This window comes from Haloarchaeobius amylolyticus (assembly GCF_042678045.1).
Classification (GTDB): domain Archaea; phylum Halobacteriota; class Halobacteria; order Halobacteriales; family Natrialbaceae; genus Natrinema; species Natrinema amylolyticus_A.
This window is the reverse complement of the sequence record NZ_JBHUDI010000001.1, coordinates 9910-28004: the sequence shown is the minus strand read 5'-3', so window position 1 is coordinate 28004 and position 18095 is coordinate 9910. Positions and strand designations below refer to the sequence as shown.

The following is an 18095-nucleotide window of genomic DNA, read 5'->3' as shown; positions in this document are numbered from 1 at the left end:
GCGACCGTACTCCGGGTGCACCGATCACTCGGGACAGCAGCCCGCCTCACTCGAGGCGGTATCGCAATAGCGCCGCGATGCCACCGAGGTTGGCGAGTTGCTGGCCGGGTGGGAACTCGCTCGAGAAGACCGTTACCTCGCCGCCTTTCTGTTCGGTCGTCCGGACGATCTCGTCGATGTCGACATCCCACTCGCCCTCGGGGCCACGCTCTTTCCGGAGCCGGTCATCGAGGACGAGCAGGCGGTCGATCGCGCCGAACTCGGCGGCTTTCTCGACTTGCTCGGGGCCGTAGGCCGCCTTCGCGCCCTCTGCCATGCGCCGAGTGAGTTCGTCGATGTACTCGGCCTCGCTCTCGATGCGGGTCTCTTCCTGGACGTCGGCGACGGCCCCGCGTTTCAGGACCTCGTGGACGCCGCGGTCGCCGACCGCCGCCGTATCGACCATCGTGATGAGATCGGCGACTTCGGGTTCGTTCTCCTCTAGATACTTGTAGGCGTCCTGTTTCGTAAAACCGGGACCGGCGAGGATGATCGCGTCGACCTCGAGGCGTTTGAGGACCTCGCCGAGCTCCGCGAACAGCTCCGAGCGCTCGCGGGCGTACTCGCCTTTGCCGGTCGGGCCGGTAAGCGTCGCCCGCTCTTCGGTGCCGTACTGGGCGACCGTGTGGACGTGGGCCTGCCCCTCCTCGACGGTTGCGATCGCCACGTCGGGGTTTTCGCTCGCTTCCTCGGCCTCCTCGAGACGAGCTTCCTGATCGGGCTTGAACCGCTTCTCGATGGAGATCTCCTCGCGCGTTTCGACGTTCAACGTGTGATGAAAGCCCAGTTGGTCCTCCCGTGAGCAGGCGACGATCTCGCCGCCGACCCGCAGGCGGTTGGCGAACTTGTGGAACTCGATGTCCTCGACGGCGATCGCGACCCACATGTGTTCGCGCTCGCCGCCGGTATCGCGCATCTGGTCGTCGTTGCGCTGGATCCGCCGGGTCGTATCGCCTGCGACGCGGTCGCCGGGCTCTAAGACGTACTGCAGGTGCCAGAGATCGTCGACGCTCTCTGGGACGACGGTGATCCGCTCGCGGCCGCCCTCGACCTGCTCCCGGTCTTTGATCTGCATGGCCGTGGGTTTGCGCGGCCGCGGTAAGTGGACTGCGATCGGTGGTCCACCTCACGGGTTCGGGGCGGGCTGTCGGCGGTCGTCAAGTATGTCGATCACGGGGCCACTGGACGCGTTCGGTTCCCGTGCCAGCAGCGTATTACGATCTCGGTGTCTCGAACTAACGCAACGTAATTGAACGCGCTCGCCAATCCCGATGTAATGGCTCGGTTCGCTTCGGCCCGCTGGCGCGAGTCCGTCCCTCGAAGCGTCCTGAAATACTATCTCTACAAATCGACCAAAGCGGTCGAGTTTTATCGGCCGATTATGTACCTCTTCTTTCTTGCCCAGGGACTCTCCTTCACCCAGATCGCCGTCCTCGAGGCGATCTACAACCTGACAACACTGGTCGGCGAGATTCCGACTGGGTACATCGGCGACCGCGTCGGTCGCCGAAACAGCCTCCTCATCGGGACCACACTGATCGCCGTGACGCTGCTCGGAATCGGCCTCTCTGGGTCGTTCCTCGCGTTGGCCGCCCTCTACGTCTGCTGGTCGCTGGGGTACAACTTCCGATCGGGGAGCGAGGACGCGTGGCTCTACGATACGCTCACCGACGACCTCTCTGAAAGCGAGTTCGCCACCGTCCGCGGGCGGGGCGAAGCTGCCGCGCTGGCGGTCGGCGCTGGTGCAGCCATCGTTGGTGGGTATCTCGGCAGTATCGATCTCTCGTACCCGTGGTTCGTCGCGGCCGCTGTTACCGGACTCGGCGCGGTCGTTCTACTGACCATAGACGAACCAGCGGCGTACACGCAGACGGACACCGGCGAATTGAGCCTCCGTCGGACCGTCGGCATCGTCAGGGACGCCCTCTCCCAACGGAATCTCAGGGCATTCATTCTCTACTATTACGTTCTCTATGCCGCTGTCACGTATCTCGTATTCGTCTTTCTCCAGCCGATATTCCGGACCGTCGTTGTGGATTTCGGTGTCTCCCCGTCACAAGTCGAATCCCTGCTTGGCTGGTTCTACGCAGCGTACAGTCTCGTCGGAGCAGTGCTCAGCTATTTCACTGGCGCGATCAAGGACCATCTCGGCGTTCGAACGTGGTTCCTCGTACTGCCGTTTCTCGTTGGGACGGCACTGGTCGGGATGTACTTCGTCCCCATCCTCGCACTTCCGACGTTCCTGGTCGCTCGAGGGATTTCCGATGTGACGCGTTCGTTCGCTGGCCAGTACGTCAACGACCGAATCGGCTCGCTCGGCCGGGCCACCGTACTAAGCGCGATGGCGATGGTCAGCGGGCTGGCTGTCGTTCCGTTCCAACTCGGCAGTGGCGTCATCTCCGATTCCGTGTCACCGCTCTTTGCGTTGGCCATCGCCGGAATCGCGCTCATCGGTGGCTCAGCCGCGATCCTTGTCTGGGAGATTCCAGTAACGACTGCCGAGGTGCAGTGAGACTGATCGTGCTTCGGTGCTGCGCCCTATCGCCGGCGTTCGGTCACTCGACCACTCAATCACCGATCCACGATAGTCACGCTTCTTGCAAACTATTGACATAGGTAGGGCATGACACTATTGACGTCGCATGCATCTATTGGAGTATGAACGCTGGATACACAGCGCGGCTCGAAGACTTCGGTACGCGCTCGCTCGTGACACATGCCCTTATGGCATTGACGTTTCTCGGGGCCATTGTTGCGGGGCTGTTCGTCGACGGACAGATCGGACTCGTCTCGTTCGTCGCATTTCTCAACTTCACCGCCGGTGTGTGGATCGCACAGTCGATACATTCCCTCGGAAACGCACAGACCGACGATTCGTACACCGGCATCCTGGGCGTCCTGGCAGTGCTGACCGATACGAGCGGTGAGAAGCACTACCACGGGCTCGATACCGGTCGGCTCGCCCGCCTGCTCACGCTGATCGCGCTCGTGACGTCGGTTTCGCTGTTCGTCGCCGGGGAGGTCCTCTCCGGCGTCCTGGCTCCAGTCGGGACCGTCGCGATCGCCGCCGTCGCCCTCGTGACCGCGATGGTCGGATTCCTGATCGCCATGAGCTCGGCGTACGACGCGTCCGAGCGCGAGCGGACGCAGCAATTCAGCCGCGAGCGCGACCGCATCGAGACTGGCGAACCCGGTCAGCCGACCATCGAACTCGAGGACGGGACCGACATCGAGATCTCGGTTCGCGAATCACACGTCGACGAACCGGCGACCGAGTCCCGCTAGCTGTACCGCCGGGGCGGTCCCACGCTGTCGGTCGAGCCAACTCGAAACTCACTCGCAACGTGAGGTGTCCGCTCGAGCGACACTCGAGTGAACCGTGACCCCAGTCGATACCGCCACCCCGTTGTGGAGTTCGATCGTCGAACCGGAAGCAGGGCCCATCGATCTGGCGCGGCGACTGAGAGTCGATTCCGAACGGAAGTTGCTAGCTTTATGGTGGTCACGGTGGCCCGATGAGTGAGGCTACCCCGAGGCAAACCACGAACGATGACAGACACACAGACAAAGTCCACGGCACCAGTCCGGATCGAACTGTTCATCCAGGCTCACGCGTCCACGGCCGTCGTGGAGTCACTCCGGGAACTCGTCGCGCGAGCACGCCGGCTCGAGGACGCGATCGGCGCTGCCGTCCACGTCGAGACCTGGACGGCGGTCAGACCCGCACTCGAGGAGCTCAGCGATTCCGGGCCATCGGTATCCGGAACTGTCGAGGCGTTTCGGTCGTGGGCCGATCGGCACGGCTACGATCTCGAGCCGGCGTTCGACCGGCGCGAGACACCCTCGATCGTCGGTCTGCGGGCCACCGAAGTTCGAGTCCCGACCGCGTGCGTTGCCGTCTACGCGGACGGTGATATCCAGTGTGTCGCACCCTGTGCCGACGGTGACCGTATCTATACCGTCATGGACTGTCTCACTGGGCTCGAGGACGGCATCACCGAGCCGTTCGGTGCACGAGACGACGCCCCGCGTGGCTCGTCTGACAGCGACGGTCCCGCCGAGCGATACGCTCGCCCGGAGGAAACCGAGTAGCGGCCAGCTCGAGCGCGATCCAAATCGGTGACGACAGTCCGAGTGCGGTCGATTACTCGGTGAGCTCTTCCAGTTTGCCTTTCGCCTTCTCGAGACTCGATTCGAACGTCTCCTCGAGTTCCTCGACGGAGCGTTCGACGTAGTAGACCCGTTCTTTCGGGACCCGACGGACGACGTCGTTACCGTCCTCGTCGGTCCCGTACGCGAACAGCCAGTGGTCCTGAAAGTAAGCGATTCGGTCGTTGTCGACCGTGACCCGCTCGTCGTCCTCGCCGGGCGTCTCGTAGACGATCGTCGCGGTGCCGAGCTCCGGCTCCGTGTCGGTATCGATCTCCACCATGAGCGTCGCGTCCACGGTCGGCCGTGTAGTCATCGACCCGGCAGGTGCAGCCCCGACTCGACCGCCCGGGGCAACGGACGGCGATCCGCGTCGAGAGCCTCAGTCGGACCTGGACTCGGTCGGCGTGTCCGATCGCTCCTCGGCACCGGTGTCATCGACACCGCTGTCGTCGGTCGGTGTCGGTTCGGCGCGTTCCGCCTGATACGATTGCGTGCCGGGACCGAGCGCCAGATATACGAGAAATCCGATCACGAGTAGCATCGCCACGACGCTAACCCAGCCGATAATGGTGACCCCATCGACTCCGCCGACTACGGCGGGCGTAACGACCTCGAATACGGGCATCGATCACCCTATTCCGGGCCTCCCGATCAGTGTTGCCCCGTACATTTCGGGGTCAAGGTCATACCCCCCTCGAACAGTCGATTGGAGTCGCTTGCGGCGATCGCAGATCAAAACGCGATCAACCGGAAACGGTTTCGATCGGCCGTCTCACTCGCCTTTGATCCGGCTCCCACCCGGCGGCATGAAGTGCTGGATCCGGTCAGGACTGGCGATCTTGCGGACGAACGATTCGTCTTCGAACTGCTCGCGGAACCGGCGATAGAGTCGTTTCGCCGTATCGGCCTGTGCGTATCGGCCGGGCTCGAGTTCGATCATCGTCTCCGCCCGGTCCTCGATAGCCGACGGCGGGCCGCCGATCACGCGCGTGTACGGCTCACACTGGATGCCGACGGCCGCACCGACCGGCGTATCACGGTAGTAGGTCCGATCGCCGCGGATCGCGAACCCGCCTTTCTCCAAGTACTCGCCGCTCTCTGGGGTCTTCGTGACCTGATCGGCGTCGACGGCGTAGACGTCGCCCGCGTAGCGGCCGTCCTTCCAAACCGACGAGTAGGAGACGGCGAACTGGGCGGCCTCCTCGATGCTCGAGTCTGGCAGGTCGATGTCGCTCGAGGAAGCCTCGCTGGGATCGGTCGCCTTCAACACGGTGACGGGGCCGCCGTGGGCCTGCGTGTGGAGGACCGTGTCGCCGGGCTCGAGATACTTCTTGACGAGTTCCTCGTTCTGGTCGGCGTTACGGCCACCGATCACGAGGTAGTCGTCGCTGGTGTGGAACCAGCGGAAGCGATCGAACCAGGGTTCGTTCTCGCGGATCGGAATGGACGGCTCGGCGAGCCAGTCGCGTTGTTCGGCTTCGCCCGCTTCGTCCTCGCCGTCTTCGGCTGTGTCCTCGGTCTCGGCTGCCTCCCACTCGTCGCGGCGGCGCTTGGCGTCTTCCAAGTCCTCGCGGGTGTCCTCGATAGCCGCGAGTGCGCCCTCCTTTTTCTCCTCGACGCGCTTGGCCTCGGTGTAGAGCCGGTCTGCGTTCTGCTCGACACCCTGATCGACGACGAGGCCGATCCGCTCGCCGTCGAGGTCGACCGTCACTGTGCCCTCGCTGCCGTCGACGTCGACGACCGCCTCGGCGGCCTCGATGCCCTGTTCGGCACCCTCCTCGAACCGCTCGCGGATCTCGTCCCACGGTCGGTCCTGCGCGCGGGCGTTCTGGATCGTCGAGAGGATCTCGTCGACCAGTCCGTACTCGGCATAGAGCAGTTCGGCCTGCTCGCGTAACGCGTCGGCCTCCTGCTCGAAGCCTTCGATCGCGCCCTGCTGTTGCTCGATGATGCGTTCGTACTTGGCGATCTCCGAGTCGAAGTCCGGCCGCTGTTCGGTCGGCTCCGGCTCCTCGTCCTCGGCGAGCTCGAGCTGGAAGAAGTAGTCGTCCAGCGCCTCGAGGAACGTGTCGTAGGACTCGCCCACGAGGTCGTCGTGTTCCTCGAGCGGGAACGGGGTGACGTCGACGACGGGGCCCTCGATTGTGTCGCCGTCTCCGTCGTCGTCCGCGTCGTCGTGTTCGCGGTAGAGTCGTGGCTCGAAGTTCCCGTTTCGGATGTCGAGTGCGAGCCGTTCGATGGCCTCGTAGACGCGGTCGTACACCGCCTCGTCGGCGTCGGCGATGTCCAGTCCCTTCTCGACGCCGGCGCGGGTACAGATCTCCTCGGCGTAGAGGCCGCCGAAGTTGAGCTGGGTCGCGAGCGTCCGGACGACGTCAGTATCGGAGTCGTCCATTTCGTGGTCGAACGCCTCCCGGGAGACCGTCAGCGGGTTCGTCCGGGACTCGGGGAACTCGTAGCGCGAGCCCGGGACGACGGTCCGGGATTTCAGCCGGACGGTCTCGAGACAGTCGATTACCTCGTACTCGCCGTCGGTGACCGCGACGTTGCCCTGCCCGAACAGTTCGACGATGATTCGGGTCGTCCCGTCCTCGCGCTCGAAGGTGAACTCGAGGATGCGGTCGAACTCGTACTGTTCGACGCCGGCGAAGTCCGCGCCAGACAGGCGGTTGCGCAACATCATCGCGAACTGCGGCGGCCGGCCGGGCGCGTCGGGCACCCGTTCGGGGGCGACCGTGTGGGCACGTTTGACCTCGCCGACCTCGAGGATGAGTTCGATGCGACCCCGATCGAAGTCCCGCATCTTGAGTCGGACGAGATCGTCGCCGTAGAGATAGGCCTTGTCGACCTTCGCGCCCTCGTAGGCACCGAATTCCCCGACGAGAGCGGCGAGGTCGACGCTGGTGAGTTCCCGCTTTGGATCCATACTGCACACTGCCCGGCCCGGTCAAAAAGGCGTGTCGCTCCGGCTCCCGTCGGGCGAGGTCGGAACGCCTAATCCGCGCCGGCACGCAGTCCGTGATATGAACCACGCCGTCGGTGGACAGCCGTGCGCTCTCTCTGCTACGGTATCGCGTGCCGGAGACCGGGACCGATCGCGCTCCGCTCGAGGAGGTGCCCTCGTATGAGCGGGGCCGACGGCCAGCCATGGTCCGACGTCTCGCGCTTTCCGGACTTCCTCGACCATCTCGAATCCCAGGGCGGAGCCACCGTTCACGGAATCATCGATCGGATCGAGGCCGACATCGACATGGACGGGATCGCGTATCACGATCGTGGCATCCGCGTGCCGGGCTACGATGCCACGTTCGTCCCGGAACCGGAGGGCTCGCAAGTCGTCCCCGCGTTCAGCGTCGAGGTCCAGACGATCGGTCCCCGCAGCGTCTGGGCGGTGTTCGATGCGACGCTCTCCTGGGACTTCTATCTCCTCCAGGCCGACGACATCGCGGCGATCGCCTGGGTGAGCGACGAGGAGTTCAACGCCGAAGAAGCCGGGATGTTCATGTCGAAACACGACGCGCTCGCAGCGGGCCGCTTCTCCTTCGGGACGTTCATTTACGCCGGCGAGGAGTGGGACGAACAGCGCGACCTGATCGAGGGCACCGACACACCGGCGTTCCTCCAGCGCGACGACGGCAGCGTTCTGGTCCCGACGGATCAGGCCGACTTCTACAACGTCGTCAACTCCACTCCGCAGGAATTCCGGCAAAACGGCGGCGGTGCGCCCTCGCATCTCGGTCTGCTCGAGCTCGAGGTCACGATCGACTGATCCGTCGCGTCGTCCGGCCGACCGTCGGTCAGCGCCGGCACACTCGCACCCGCCAGTAACGTTCCACGTTCGACTGGGTCCGAACCGACCAACGAATCACACTGGTTAGATGTCATTACTATGCTTACTTTTCTTGCCCTAGACGGATAACGACCGATATGGCCAGTAACGGCGACAGCGAGGGGCCACCGGCAGCGTCGAACGCGAGCGTCGGCCCGACTGGCGACCCCTCGACGGCCGGCGACACTGACTCGACACGCGCGGACGGGTCGGGCACGAGCGACGGTGTCGTCCCGGCACCCGTCGAGGACGCCAGCGGCTACGGGCTCTCGCTGACCCTGCTCGGCGGCGTGTTGCTCGCGCTGGCGTACTACGGCTACATCGCGGTAACCGGCCCGCAGACGCTCGGCCAGGCGATCCCCGGGCCGTTCTATCTTCTCGTGTTCGCGCTGTTGTTCGTCCTCGAGTTGTTCCAGAGCCGCGATCGCGGGGCGATCGCGGTGGTTCGGGCAACCGTGCTGGCGCTGTTCTACGGCGGCTTAACTGCGTTCGCGATCGAGGGCAGCGTCTATCTCTGGCGCAATCCGAGCGCGGCACTCGATGGGTACGTCGGCGTGACCGTGCTGGCGGTGTCGCTGGTCGTCGCGGCGCTGGCGTACTTCCTCTATCTTGCCGCACTCGAGTCGAACGCGGCAGGAAAATAGCTCGAACGAGACCGGTTCAGCGTAATGCAAGGTGGTGCCTCCGACCTCAAGGAGCGAGCGTAGCGAGCGAGTAGGTCGGAGAGGAAACCGACACCGTACTACGCCAACCACGCTCGATGGCTGGCCGACTCCCCACCGATCCGGTATTAATATAAAGACAAATGAACACATCTGAAACACGGATGGAGGTACGTCGCACCGTCCCCGTCAAACTTGACGTGGCCGACAGCGACGCTGATCTCCTCCACGAAACCATTTCCGAGTTCTTGTGGGCCGCCAACTACGTCGTAGACCACGCGTGGCAAGGCGAGTACAAGACCACGAGCAAAGCCGAACTCCAACGCGAAACCTACGACGACGTGCGGGCAGAGACGCGGCTTCAAGCGAACCTCGTCCAGAACGCTCGCAACAAAGCCGCCGACGCCGTACAGGGCGTCGTCGCTCGGTGGAAGCATGGTGATTACGCAGGGAAGCCCCACTTCACAGCTTCGACGCTCGTCTATGACAAGCGGTGCGCAACGTTCAACGACGACCACGCGACGCTCTCGACCGTTGAAGGCCGCATCACTGCCGAGTACGTGCTCCCCGACGAGAATCGTGAGACACCTCACTCAGAGTATCTATTCGACGACGACTACGAAGTGACGGGCGCAGAACTTCACTATCGGAACGACGAGTTCTACCTTCATGTCCGAACAAAGGCGGACGTGGAGTTCGAGACTGCCGACGAAGGCAACGACGAGCACAGCACAGTCCTCGGCGTTGACCTCGGCATCGAAAACGTCGCCGTTACTTCTACGGGTACGTTCTGGAACGGATCGGAGTTGAACCATTGGCACTGCGAGTTCGAAAAACGGCGCGGGTCGCTCCAACAGCGTGGAACGCGAGCCGCCCACGAAACAATCCAGTCGGTCGGACGTACCGAGACGGGTCGCTACGACCACTTCTTACACTCCGTCTCGAAAGAACTCGTCGCGGAAGCCAGTGAGCACGACTGCGACGTGATTGCGTTCGAGAACCTGACGGGGATTCGAGAACGGATGCCTCGTGCCAAGAAGTTCCACGCATGGGCGTTCCGACGCTTGTTCGAGTACATTGAATACAAGGCCGAAGTGGAGGGTATCTCGGTCGAACAGGTGAGCCCCGCCTACACCTCCCAACGGTGTTCCAAGTGCGGATTCACTCACAAGAACAACCGCCCGACTTCGGACGGACAGGACGTATTCGAGTGCCTGAAGTGCGGGTACTCACCCCACGCGGACTACAACGCGGCGAAGAATATCGGTCTGAAGCATCTCCGCTCGGCGCAAACGTCGTCGGGCGGAGGCGCACCTGTAAACATGCGCTTGAATCGCGGGACGTTGAACGTGAACGGCGAGTACGAGCCTGCCGCCGACGGCGGCCAGAACGGGAGTCCATGCGAAAGCCCCACCCTCAACGAAGCGAACGGCGACGCCGTGAGCGAGTAGGGTGGGGTAGTTTACAGCCGTTTGCTCACGTACGGCCCGTCCTGATGGTAGCCGAGTTTGTTCCGGTAGTACTCTCGAGCGCCGATGCCCGAAATCACGCTGACCTTGTCGTAGCCGGCGTCGGCGGCGAGGGCCTCGGCGCGCTCCATCAGTCGGCGGCCGTAGCCCTGATGCTGGTGCTGGTCGGTCTCGCTTTCGTTTCCGACGGCGACCTCCGAGCCGTAGACGTGGAGTTCGCGGATTAGCGCCGTGTTCTCGAGTTCCGGGCGAACCGGATCGTTCGGGAACCGGAGCCGGCAGAAGCCCACGAGAAGGTCCTGTTCGAAGTCCTCGAACGAAATGAAGTGCTCGGTGCCGCCACAGGCGTCGTAGGTCATCACGTCGAGCTCGACGGTGTCGGGTTCCTCGTCGTTCATCCCGGCCTCGCGACAGCGGATACACTCACACTCCCAGCCGTGTTCGTCCATGCGCTGGCGGGCGAGCTGTCGGAGGTTGGACTTCCAGACGCCGGCGTCGATGAAGTCCGCGGGAATGTCCCGCTGGACGCGCTGGAGGCGCGTATAGCGCGGGATCATGTCTTTGATCTCCGCGACTAGCTCCGCAGCCTCGTCGTTGTCGAGCGGGTCGTACTCGCCTTTGTGCCACCAGTCGTAGGTCGCCGTCCCGCGGACGATCAGCGTCGGATAGATTTTGAGGTAATCGGGCTTCCACTGCTCCTGTTCGAAGAGCCGCCGGAAATCCTCGAGGCACATCTCCTTCGACATACCCGGCTGGCCCGGCATCATGTGGAAGCCGACCTTGAACGCCGAGTCCCGCAGCCGCTGGTTGGCCTCGATCGATTCCTGGACGCCGTGGCCCCGGTGCATCTCGCGGTTGATCCGTTCGTAGGTGGTCTGGACGCCGACCTCGACTTTCGTCCCGCCGAGGTCGAGCATCCGATCGATCTGCTCGGGATCGCACCAGTCGGGTTTGGTCTCGAAGGTCGTCCCGATGTTGCGGACGTCGGCGGTCTCGTTTTCGGTGATGACGTCCTCGACGTACTTCCAGTCGTACTCGTCGGGGTCCTGTGCGAAACTGACGCCTTCGGCCGGTTCGGGCTCCTTGTCGACGTCGTAGTCGTTCATCGCCTCGAGCGCGCGCTTGACGAACCACTCCTGGTAGTCATGGGAACGGGCGGTCATCGTCCCGCCCATCAGGATGAGTTCGACCTTGTCGACGGGGTGGCCGATCTGGCGGAGTTGCTCGAGGCGCAGCGTCACCTGCCCGTAGGGATCGTAGTCGTTCTGGACGCCGCGGGCGGCAGCGGGCTCCTCGCCCGTATAGCTCTGCGAGGAGGAGAACTCGGAGTCGGGGCCGCCGGGACAGTAGAGACACTTCCCGTGAGGACACCGCTCGGGCGAGGTCATGATCGCGACCGGCGAGACGCCGGAGGCCGTGCGAACCGGCTTGCGCTGGAGCACCGCTTCTAGATCCTCGCGGTGCTCTTTCGGGGCGTAGTCGAGTAGTTCGGAGTTTTTCGGCACTTTCGGCGCGGAGTGCTCCGAACAGGCCTCGAGTTTGGCCTTCTCGACCTCGTCGCGCTCGATCTCGCCGTTTAAGATCCGCTCGACGAGCGTCTCACAGACTCGCTCGAACGCTTCGGTTTCGGTCGGTTCGGGCGTCTCGGTACTCACTACACGTGTTTCGTTGCCGTTCGCGAATAAGCGTGTCGGACTCTGCGACCGGCAGTCTCCACATCGGCCGATGGCGGCCCCGCCGGTCAATTGGCCGAAAGGTAATCGTTTAAGGGAAGTCTCGCCCTATCCCTGTCGTACTGAATGTCTCCCGACCTGGCGGTGGTCGTCGCAGCGGTCGCTGTGCCGTTCGTCGCTGCAGCACTCACACCGCTGTTCGTTCGCCTTCTCGGAGAAGAAGCCGGGTTCGCGGGGACCGTCGTCGCCGTGCTTTCGTTCGGTCTACTTGCCACCCAGTACGGCAGTGAGGGCTCCGTCGCACTCGAGTGGATTCCCTCGCTGAACGTCGCGCTGCGGTTTCACGTCGACGGCTGGGCGCTGTTGTTCGCGTTACTGGCCAGTGGCATCGGCGCGCTCATCTTCACCTACTCGCCGGCGTACATGCACGGCCAATCGGGGCTCGTGCGATACTACGCCGCCTTGTTCGCCTTCATGGGCTCGATCATCGGTGTCGCGCTCGCGGCCGACCTGATCGCGGTCTTCCTATTCTGGGAACTCACTAGCCTCGCGTCGTTCGTGCTGATCGGCTACTACACCGCCGACGATTCCTCGCAGTACGCTGCCCGGATGGCGATGTTCATTACCGTCGGGGGTGGGCTCTTCTTGCTCGTTGGCTTCCTCCTGCTGTCGATCGTCGCCGCAGATATCTTCGGCCCCGGCGCTGCGTTCAATCTCGCCGCGATGCTCGAGGAGCCCGACGCGATGGCCGCGGCACTCCGAGAACGTGGGCTGTTTCTCCCCGTATTGGGGCTGCTCGCGATCGGCGCGGGAACCAAGTCCGCACAGGTCCCGCTGCACTTCTGGTTGCCCAACGCGATGGCTGCACCTACGCCAGTCTCAGCGTTTCTCCACTCCGCGACGATGGTCAAGGTCGGCGTCTACTTCGTCGGCCGCGTCCGTCCGATGCTCGTCGGCCCCGAGTGGTTGTTCCTGTTTGCGACGCTCGGGCTGACGACAATGACCGTCTGTGCGATCATGGCGGTCGCGGCGACGGACATCAAGGAACTGCTCGCCTACTCCACGGCGAGCCACCTCGGATTGATGATCGCCGGCTTCGGGTTTACCTCCGTCTACGGCGCCGAAACGGGCGTCTTCCACCTGCTCAACCACGCCCTGTTCAAGGCCGCGCTGTTTCTGGTCGCCGGGATTATCGCTCACGAGGCCGGCACTCGAGAGATCGACAAACTCGGCGGGCTCCGCCACGACCTTCCGGTAACCGCGGTGATCACCGCTATCGTCGCGCTCAGCATGGCCGGCATCCCGCCGTTTAACGGCTTCTACTCGAAGGAACTGCTCTTCGAAGCCGCCGCCGAGGCGAGTCACTACCACGACATTGGAATACTGGGCTGGCTCTACCCCACCGTCGCCGTCTTCGGGAGCATCTTCACCGTTCTCTACTCGTTGCGATTCCTCTCGCTGTTCGTCGGCGAGCGGCCCGACGCGCTCGGTCACGTTCACAGCCCACCCGTGACGATGCTCGTCCCGCCGGCCGTGCTGGCGCTACTCGCAGCGGTCGTCAGCGTCGATCCGCAACTCGCGGTCGACGTCATCGTCCAGTCCGGCCTCGAGGCGACCGCGGTCGACCCTCGGGAGATGCACGTCGGCCTCCCCACGTCGTACTCGACGCCGGTCGGAATGAGCGCGGTGACGATCGCTATCGGCGTCGCTGCGTTCCCGTTCTACGATCGACTCCACGACGGCATCCGGAAGTTTGTGGGGTCGACGCCACCCGTCCGTCCCAACTGGTGGTACGACGTCATCGTCGACGGCCTCACCGACGAGGGGCGTTCGTTCGCCGAAACGGTTCACAACGGCCTGCTACGGACGTATGCGACGTGGGTCTTGAGCGGGATCTGCACGCTCGCACTCGCTGGCTTCGTCGCGACAGATGCCATCGGATCGGTCGCCGGCGGCTTCGAGGTCACGCTGGCCATGGGCCTGGTCCTGGTCGTGGCAGTCGTCGGCGCGCTCGCCGTCGTCCTCTCCAACACGCACGTTGCGGGCGTCCTCACGCTCTCGATTCTCGGCTTCATGGTCGCCATCTTCTACATCCTCGCGAGCGCGCCCGACCTCGCGCTGACCCAGCTCGTCGTCGAAACGCTGGTGCTTGTGCTCTTCTTGCTCGTAATCGAGGAAATCCCGGCGATCGAACGCATCGCAGTCGGGACGACTGTCCGCGACATCGTGGTCTCGCTCGTCGTCGGCGTGACCGCGTTCGTCACGGTGCTCGTCTCGAGCGGCGCTCGTCCCGACGGCAGCACCGACATCGCCCGCTACTTCGCAGCACAGGCTGTGCCGGAGGGTGGCGGTACCAACATCGTCAACGTGACGCTGGTCGACTTCCGTGGCTTCGATACGCTGGGCGAACTCGCCGTGGTCGCACTCGCCGCGATCTCGATCCTGACGCTGATCGTTATGCGCGGTCGTGGCGACGACGAGCGACCCGCCGCTCGCGCCGGCGACGCGATCGAGGTTCGAGACGACGACACCACCGGAGGTGGCGACGAATGACGACAGTCATCATGCGCACGACCGCGCGAGCGATCGTCCCGATCGTCCTGGTCGTCGCGATCTCGCTGTTCATCGAGGGCCACAACCTCCCCGGCGGCGGGTTCATCGGTGGCGTGCTGACGACGACGGCGTTCGCGATCGTCTACATGGCCTTCGGCCTGGACTTCCTCGAGCGTGGAATCCTCGGGCGCGATGTCGACCCTGGCAAGGAACCTTCGCGCGATCGGGTCGTCGTGGCCTATCGACGGCTGTTCGCCTACGGCTTCGCGATCGCGGTCGTCAGCGGGCTCGCGCCGCTTGCCTTCGGCCAGCCGTTTCTCACACAGACGTTCGTCATGCTCGAGGGAGTGCCGATCTACGACCATCTCGAGGTCGCGAGCGCGATCGCGTTCGACTTCGGCGTCTACTGTGTGGTCGTCGGTGGCCTGCTGACGATCCTCTCGGTGGTGGGTGCAGAATGACGGCGGTCGTTCTCGCGGCTGCGGTCGGCGCGCTATTCGCCCTCGGGACCTTCCTGCTCTTGCAGCGGGACCTGATCCGGGTCGTCTGGGGGCTGGCGATCATCAGTCAGGCGGCGAACGTCTACCTGCTTGCGATGGGTGGGATCGCGCCGGCGGTCGCCGAATCGGTACCGATCCTCGCCGGCCACGGCGGGGGCGTTCCGCAGACGGCCGATCCGGTGGTGCAGGCGCTCGTGTTGACCGCCATCGTCATCGGCTTCGGCATGACCGCGTTCGCGCTCGTGCTGTCGTATCGGGTCTACGAGGAACACGGGACGTTAGACGTGACGGAACTCGGTGATCGACGATGACTGCGACGCCCATCGGAACTGACGCACAGCTCGTGATCGCGCCGATGCTGATCGTCCTCGCTGCGGCCGCGGGAACGTTGCTGCTCGGCCGCTATCCGCGGGTGCGAGCCGCGGTGAGTCTGACCGGTGGCGTGGCCTACGCGGTCGCGGTGGCCGCGATTGACTGGTATATCATCCTCGCACCGGACGCGCCGGGGATCGCGACCTACCAGGTTGGCGGCTGGCCGGCTCCCTTCGGGATCACGCTCGTCGCCGACGGCCTGTCGGCGTTCATGCTGACGATGGTCGCGATCCTCGGCGTCGCATCGCTGGTTTTCTCGACCCGCCACCTTCCCGGCGGGGAGGGACGGAGTTACTACTTCCCGCTGTTTCACTTCCTCGCGCTGGGCGTGACCGGTGCGTTCCTCACCGGCGACCTGTTCAACCTCTTCGTCTGGTTCGAGGTAATGTTGATGGCCAGTTACGTCTTCGTCGGCTACAGCGGCGGCCCCGAGCACACCCGCGCCGCGTTCTGGTACGTGACGCTCAACCTGGTCGCCAGCGCCGTCTTCCTGCTGGGCGTCGGCGGGATCTACGCGACGACGGGGACGCTCAACATGGCCGACCTCGCCCGGCGGCTCGCCGAACCGGCGGCCTACGGTCTCGAGCCGGCCCCGGTCGTCGGCCTGCTCGGCTTGCTCCTGTCGGTGTTCGCGATCAAAGCGGGGCTCGTCCCCTTCCAGTTCTGGATCCCGACGGCCTATCGGGCTGCGCCACCACAGATCACCGCCCTGCTTGCCGGTGCGACCAAGAAGGTCGGCATCTATGCCATCATCCGGCTCTCCTTTACCGTCTTCGCCGATGCAGCGGTCCCCGTCAGCCTCTCGCTCCCAGGGATGACGATGGCTGGCGACTCACCGCTGCCGTTCGTCGGTGCGGCGCTGTTCGTGATGGCCGCCGCCAGCATCCTCGTCGGCGGGATCGGAGCCGTCGGCCGGGACTCGCTGGAGGGCGTGTTCGCCTACTCGAGTATCGGTCAGGTCGGCTTCATCGCGATGCCGGTCGCGATCGCGACGACGGTGACGACGCCGGGCCTGCGCAAGCTGGCGATCGTCGCGGCGCTAGTGTATGCCCTCAATCACACGCTGGCCAAGGGGCTGCTCTTCCTGTCGGTCGGCACGGTCCGGTCGGCGACGGGGACGAGCCAGTTCGCCGATCTCGGTGGGCTAGCGAAGCGATCGCCGCCGCTCGCGATCGCGGTCTTTATCGCCTCGCTCGCGCTCGTCGGCATTCCGCCGCTATCGGGCTTTTTCGGCAAGTTCCTCGTCTTCGACGCCGCGGCTCGCGCCAGGTCCGGCTCCGCGATCGTCCTCCTGCTCGTCGGGTCGCTGCTAACGATCGCCTACGTGACCCGGGCGTGGAATCGGAGTTTCTGGGGTGCACAGACGGACACCGTGGAAGCGGCGACGGTCGATCCGGTGCAGGTGGCCGTGCTCGCGGTTCTCGCGGTGACGATCGTCGCAGTCGGCATCGGCTTCGAGCCCGTCTACGAGTTCGCGGAACTCGCCGCCGACGCGGCCGTCGACACCGACGGCTACGTGGACGCCGTCGCTCCGCAGGAAGCGAGTGACCTGATCGACTCGAGCGCCGACGGAGGTGGACACTGATGCGGGTTCGAACCTGGCCCGTCGTCGGCGTCGTCTTCGCCGTCCTGTGGGTATTCGTCCGGGGGTTGCCACTGACACCCGTCTCGGTCGTCCGCGGCCTGCTCGCGGGATTGCTCGTCGGGCTGCCCGTCGCGTTCGTCTTCCGGCGGCTATACAGCAAGCAGCTCGATCTCGGCCGCTGGATGCGAGCGCTGCCGTATGCCGGGCTCTACCTGGGCGCGTTCATCTGGGAACTCCTGCGGGCGAACGTCGACGTCGCCTACCGGGTGCTCTCACCAGGGATGCCGATCGAGCCCGAAGTGATTCTCGTCCCGCTGCGGGTCGAATCCGACGTTGCCATCACCGTCATCGCAAACAGCATCACGATCACGCCCGGCACGGTGACGCTGGATTACGACGACGAGACGAACGCGCTGTACGTCCACGGCGTCGACGGCCGCGATCCGGAAGCGATCGCCGAGCCGATTCGGACGTGGGAAGACTACGCGCTCGAGCTATTCAACGAAGCCGCGTCGCCATCCGACCCGCCACCGGACATCGTCGTCTCCGGTGGGGAAAGAGACAGTACCGCCGACCACCAAGACGAGGGTATCGACGATGACTGAGGCGAATCCGGCCGTGCTCGAGACGGCGATCCACGGCGCGTTGATCCTCGTCAGCGGCCTCTGTGTCCTCTGTGGCTACCGCGTGATTCGGGGGCCGACGAACCCGGATCGAGTGGTCGCACTGGACGCCATCGCGACGAACGTCGTCGCGATCGCCGTGCTGTTCGCGCTTCTGACTGGTCGTGGCCTGTTTATCACGGTGAGTCTCGTCCTCGCGATCATCGGCTTCATCGCGACCGTCGCCGTCGCCAAGTTCGTCACTGACGGCGAGGTGATCGAATGATTTACACCGCCATCGTCATCGTGCTGGTCGTCGTCGGGGCCTTCTTCCTGACCGTCGGCACCATCGGCCTGTTGCGCCTGCCGAACGTCTACAACCGGATGCACGCCACGAGCAAGCCGACGACGCTCGGCACCGCAGCGATCTTCCTGGCCGGTTTCGTCGAGTTCGGCCCCGGCAGCGAGGGTCTGACCGCGCTCATCGGGATCGCCTTCCTCTTCCTGACGGTGCCGACCGGCGCGCACATGATCGCTCGTGCTGCCGAGCGCGCCGGAATTTCCTTCCTCGGGAGCGTCACCTGGCCCGACCCGAACGCAGTCGAACGATCCGGTCCCGCCCGATCTGACGACGCCGAGACGAGTGACGATTGATACGG

At 64.4% G+C, this 18095-nt stretch carries 18 protein-coding genes; 13 read left to right on the top strand and 5 right to left on the bottom strand.

Annotation, left to right across the window (positions count from 1 at the left end; genetic code table 11):
• Positions 1-46: 46 nt before the first annotated feature.
• The gene (locus ACFR99_RS00140) at positions 47-1114 is read right to left on the bottom strand and encodes an mRNA surveillance protein pelota (protein WP_390283109.1); all 1068 of its coding nucleotides are present in this window, start codon (positions 1112-1114) and stop codon (positions 47-49) included.
• 201 nt (positions 1115-1315) lie between these two features.
• Between ACFR99_RS00140 and ACFR99_RS00135 the strand changes: the two genes are divergently transcribed.
• From ACFR99_RS00135 to ACFR99_RS00125, 3 genes are all read left to right on the top strand, one after another.
• Positions 1316-2551, top strand: a complete 1236-nt coding sequence (locus ACFR99_RS00135) for an MFS transporter (RefSeq protein WP_390283107.1) — start codon at positions 1316-1318, stop codon at positions 2549-2551.
• A 146-nt stretch (positions 2552-2697) separates the two neighbouring features.
• Positions 2698-3324, top strand: coding sequence for a hypothetical protein (locus ACFR99_RS00130; RefSeq protein WP_390283106.1), 627 nt, complete (start codon positions 2698-2700; stop codon positions 3322-3324).
• 264 nt (positions 3325-3588) lie between these two features.
• Positions 3589-4131 carry an HTH domain-containing protein gene (locus tag ACFR99_RS00125; RefSeq protein ID WP_390283104.1) on the top strand — a complete coding sequence of 181 codons (543 nt, stop codon included), beginning with the start codon at positions 3589-3591 and terminating at the stop codon, positions 4129-4131.
• 52 nt (positions 4132-4183) lie between these two features.
• Here ACFR99_RS00125 and ACFR99_RS00120 read toward each other — a convergent pair whose 3' ends face one another.
• The 3 genes from ACFR99_RS00120 to rqcH form a co-directional block, all read right to left on the bottom strand.
• On the bottom strand, positions 4184-4471 hold the full coding sequence (locus ACFR99_RS00120) for a hypothetical protein (RefSeq protein WP_390284136.1): 288 nt from the start codon (positions 4469-4471) through the stop codon (positions 4184-4186).
• A gap of 99 nt (positions 4472-4570) precedes the next feature.
• A complete protein-coding gene (locus tag ACFR99_RS00115; protein ID WP_390283103.1) occupies positions 4571-4816 on the bottom strand; it encodes a hypothetical protein in 246 nt (81 codons plus the stop codon).
• Positions 4817-4963: 147 nt separating this feature from the next.
• Positions 4964-7117, bottom strand: a complete 2154-nt coding sequence (gene rqcH / locus ACFR99_RS00110; RefSeq protein ID WP_390283101.1) for a ribosome rescue protein RqcH — start codon at positions 7115-7117, stop codon at positions 4964-4966.
• A gap of 198 nt (positions 7118-7315) precedes the next feature.
• Here rqcH and ACFR99_RS00105 point away from each other — a divergent pair, with 198 nt between their 5' ends.
• The 3 genes from ACFR99_RS00105 to ACFR99_RS00095 all read left to right on the top strand — a co-directional run bounded on the left by ACFR99_RS00105 (position 7316) and on the right by ACFR99_RS00095 (position 10133).
• Positions 7316-7960, top strand: coding sequence for a hypothetical protein (locus tag ACFR99_RS00105; protein ID WP_390283099.1), 645 nt, complete (start codon positions 7316-7318; stop codon positions 7958-7960).
• 158 nt (positions 7961-8118) lie between these two features.
• Positions 8119-8664, top strand: coding sequence for a hypothetical protein (locus ACFR99_RS00100; RefSeq protein ID WP_390283098.1), 546 nt, complete (start codon positions 8119-8121; stop codon positions 8662-8664).
• A 182-nt stretch (positions 8665-8846) separates the two neighbouring features.
• A complete protein-coding gene (locus tag ACFR99_RS00095) occupies positions 8847-10133 on the top strand; it encodes an RNA-guided endonuclease InsQ/TnpB family protein (protein WP_390283097.1) in 1287 nt (428 codons plus the stop codon).
• A gap of 11 nt (positions 10134-10144) precedes the next feature.
• On the opposite strand, the gene ACFR99_RS00090 is transcribed toward ACFR99_RS00095, so the two are convergent.
• A complete protein-coding gene (locus ACFR99_RS00090) occupies positions 10145-11806 on the bottom strand; it encodes a tRNA uridine(34) 5-carboxymethylaminomethyl modification radical SAM/GNAT enzyme Elp3 (protein ID WP_390283095.1) in 1662 nt (553 codons plus the stop codon).
• Positions 11807-11950: 144 nt separating this feature from the next.
• Here ACFR99_RS00090 and mbhE point away from each other — a divergent pair, with 144 nt between their 5' ends.
• From mbhE to mnhG, 7 genes are read left to right on the top strand one after another with little or no spacing between them, the layout of a single operon-like run.
• Entirely contained in the window at positions 11951-14377 is a 2427-nt protein-coding gene (gene mbhE, locus ACFR99_RS00085) for a hydrogen gas-evolving membrane-bound hydrogenase subunit E (RefSeq protein ID WP_390283093.1), read from the top strand.
• Positions 14374-14838: an MnhB domain-containing protein gene (locus tag ACFR99_RS00080; protein ID WP_390283091.1), complete on the top strand. Its 465-nt coding sequence runs from the start codon at positions 14374-14376 to the stop codon at positions 14836-14838. The genes mbhE and ACFR99_RS00080 overlap by 4 nt, the downstream gene beginning before the upstream one ends.
• Positions 14835-15188, top strand: a complete 354-nt coding sequence (locus ACFR99_RS00075; RefSeq protein ID WP_390283089.1) for a sodium:proton antiporter — start codon at positions 14835-14837, stop codon at positions 15186-15188. The genes ACFR99_RS00080 and ACFR99_RS00075 overlap by 4 nt, the downstream gene beginning before the upstream one ends.
• Entirely contained in the window at positions 15185-16834 is a 1650-nt protein-coding gene (locus ACFR99_RS00070; RefSeq protein ID WP_390283087.1) for a complex I subunit 5 family protein, read from the top strand. Before ACFR99_RS00075 ends, ACFR99_RS00070 begins: the two co-directional genes overlap by 4 nt.
• Entirely contained in the window at positions 16834-17439 is a 606-nt protein-coding gene (locus ACFR99_RS00065) for a Na+/H+ antiporter subunit E (RefSeq protein WP_390283086.1), read from the top strand. The genes ACFR99_RS00070 and ACFR99_RS00065 overlap by 1 nt, the downstream gene beginning before the upstream one ends.
• The gene (locus ACFR99_RS00060; protein WP_390283084.1) at positions 17432-17722 is read left to right on the top strand and encodes an MrpF/PhaF family protein; all 291 of its coding nucleotides are present in this window, start codon (positions 17432-17434) and stop codon (positions 17720-17722) included. Before ACFR99_RS00065 ends, ACFR99_RS00060 begins: the two co-directional genes overlap by 8 nt.
• Complete coding sequence (gene mnhG, locus ACFR99_RS00055) at positions 17719-18090, top strand: monovalent cation/H(+) antiporter subunit G (RefSeq protein ID WP_390283082.1); 372 nt, start codon at positions 17719-17721, stop codon at positions 18088-18090. The genes ACFR99_RS00060 and mnhG overlap by 4 nt, the downstream gene beginning before the upstream one ends.
• Positions 18091-18095 lie beyond the last annotated feature (5 nt).

Coding starts and splice junctions, on each gene's coding strand:
- ACFR99_RS00135 (WP_390283107.1), top strand. CDS start 1,316: ATGGCTCGGTTCGCTTCGGCCCGCTGGCGCGAGTCCGTCCCTCGAAGC.
- mnhG (WP_390283082.1), top strand. CDS start 17,719: ATGATTTACACCGCCATCGTCATCGTGCTGGTCGTCGTCGGGGCCTTC.
- ACFR99_RS00095 (WP_390283097.1), top strand. CDS start 8,847: ATGGAGGTACGTCGCACCGTCCCCGTCAAACTTGACGTGGCCGACAGC.
- ACFR99_RS00065 (WP_390283086.1), top strand. CDS start 16,834: ATGCGGGTTCGAACCTGGCCCGTCGTCGGCGTCGTCTTCGCCGTCCTG.
- ACFR99_RS00130 (WP_390283106.1), top strand. CDS start 2,698: ATGAACGCTGGATACACAGCGCGGCTCGAAGACTTCGGTACGCGCTCG.
- rqcH (WP_390283101.1), bottom strand. CDS start 7,117: ATGGATCCAAAGCGGGAACTCACCAGCGTCGACCTCGCCGCTCTCGTC.
- ACFR99_RS00115 (WP_390283103.1), bottom strand. CDS start 4,816: ATGCCCGTATTCGAGGTCGTTACGCCCGCCGTAGTCGGCGGAGTCGAT.
- mbhE (WP_390283093.1), top strand. CDS start 11,951: ATGTCTCCCGACCTGGCGGTGGTCGTCGCAGCGGTCGCTGTGCCGTTC.
- ACFR99_RS00070 (WP_390283087.1), top strand. CDS start 15,185: ATGACTGCGACGCCCATCGGAACTGACGCACAGCTCGTGATCGCGCCG.
- ACFR99_RS00105 (WP_390283099.1), top strand. CDS start 7,316: ATGAGCGGGGCCGACGGCCAGCCATGGTCCGACGTCTCGCGCTTTCCG.
- ACFR99_RS00140 (WP_390283109.1), bottom strand. CDS start 1,114: ATGCAGATCAAAGACCGGGAGCAGGTCGAGGGCGGCCGCGAGCGGATC.
- ACFR99_RS00060 (WP_390283084.1), top strand. CDS start 17,432: ATGACTGAGGCGAATCCGGCCGTGCTCGAGACGGCGATCCACGGCGCG.
- ACFR99_RS00125 (WP_390283104.1), top strand. CDS start 3,589: ATGACAGACACACAGACAAAGTCCACGGCACCAGTCCGGATCGAACTG.
- ACFR99_RS00075 (WP_390283089.1), top strand. CDS start 14,835: ATGACGGCGGTCGTTCTCGCGGCTGCGGTCGGCGCGCTATTCGCCCTC.
- ACFR99_RS00100 (WP_390283098.1), top strand. CDS start 8,119: ATGGCCAGTAACGGCGACAGCGAGGGGCCACCGGCAGCGTCGAACGCG.
- ACFR99_RS00120 (WP_390284136.1), bottom strand. CDS start 4,471: ATGGTGGAGATCGATACCGACACGGAGCCGGAGCTCGGCACCGCGACG.
- ACFR99_RS00080 (WP_390283091.1), top strand. CDS start 14,374: ATGACGACAGTCATCATGCGCACGACCGCGCGAGCGATCGTCCCGATC.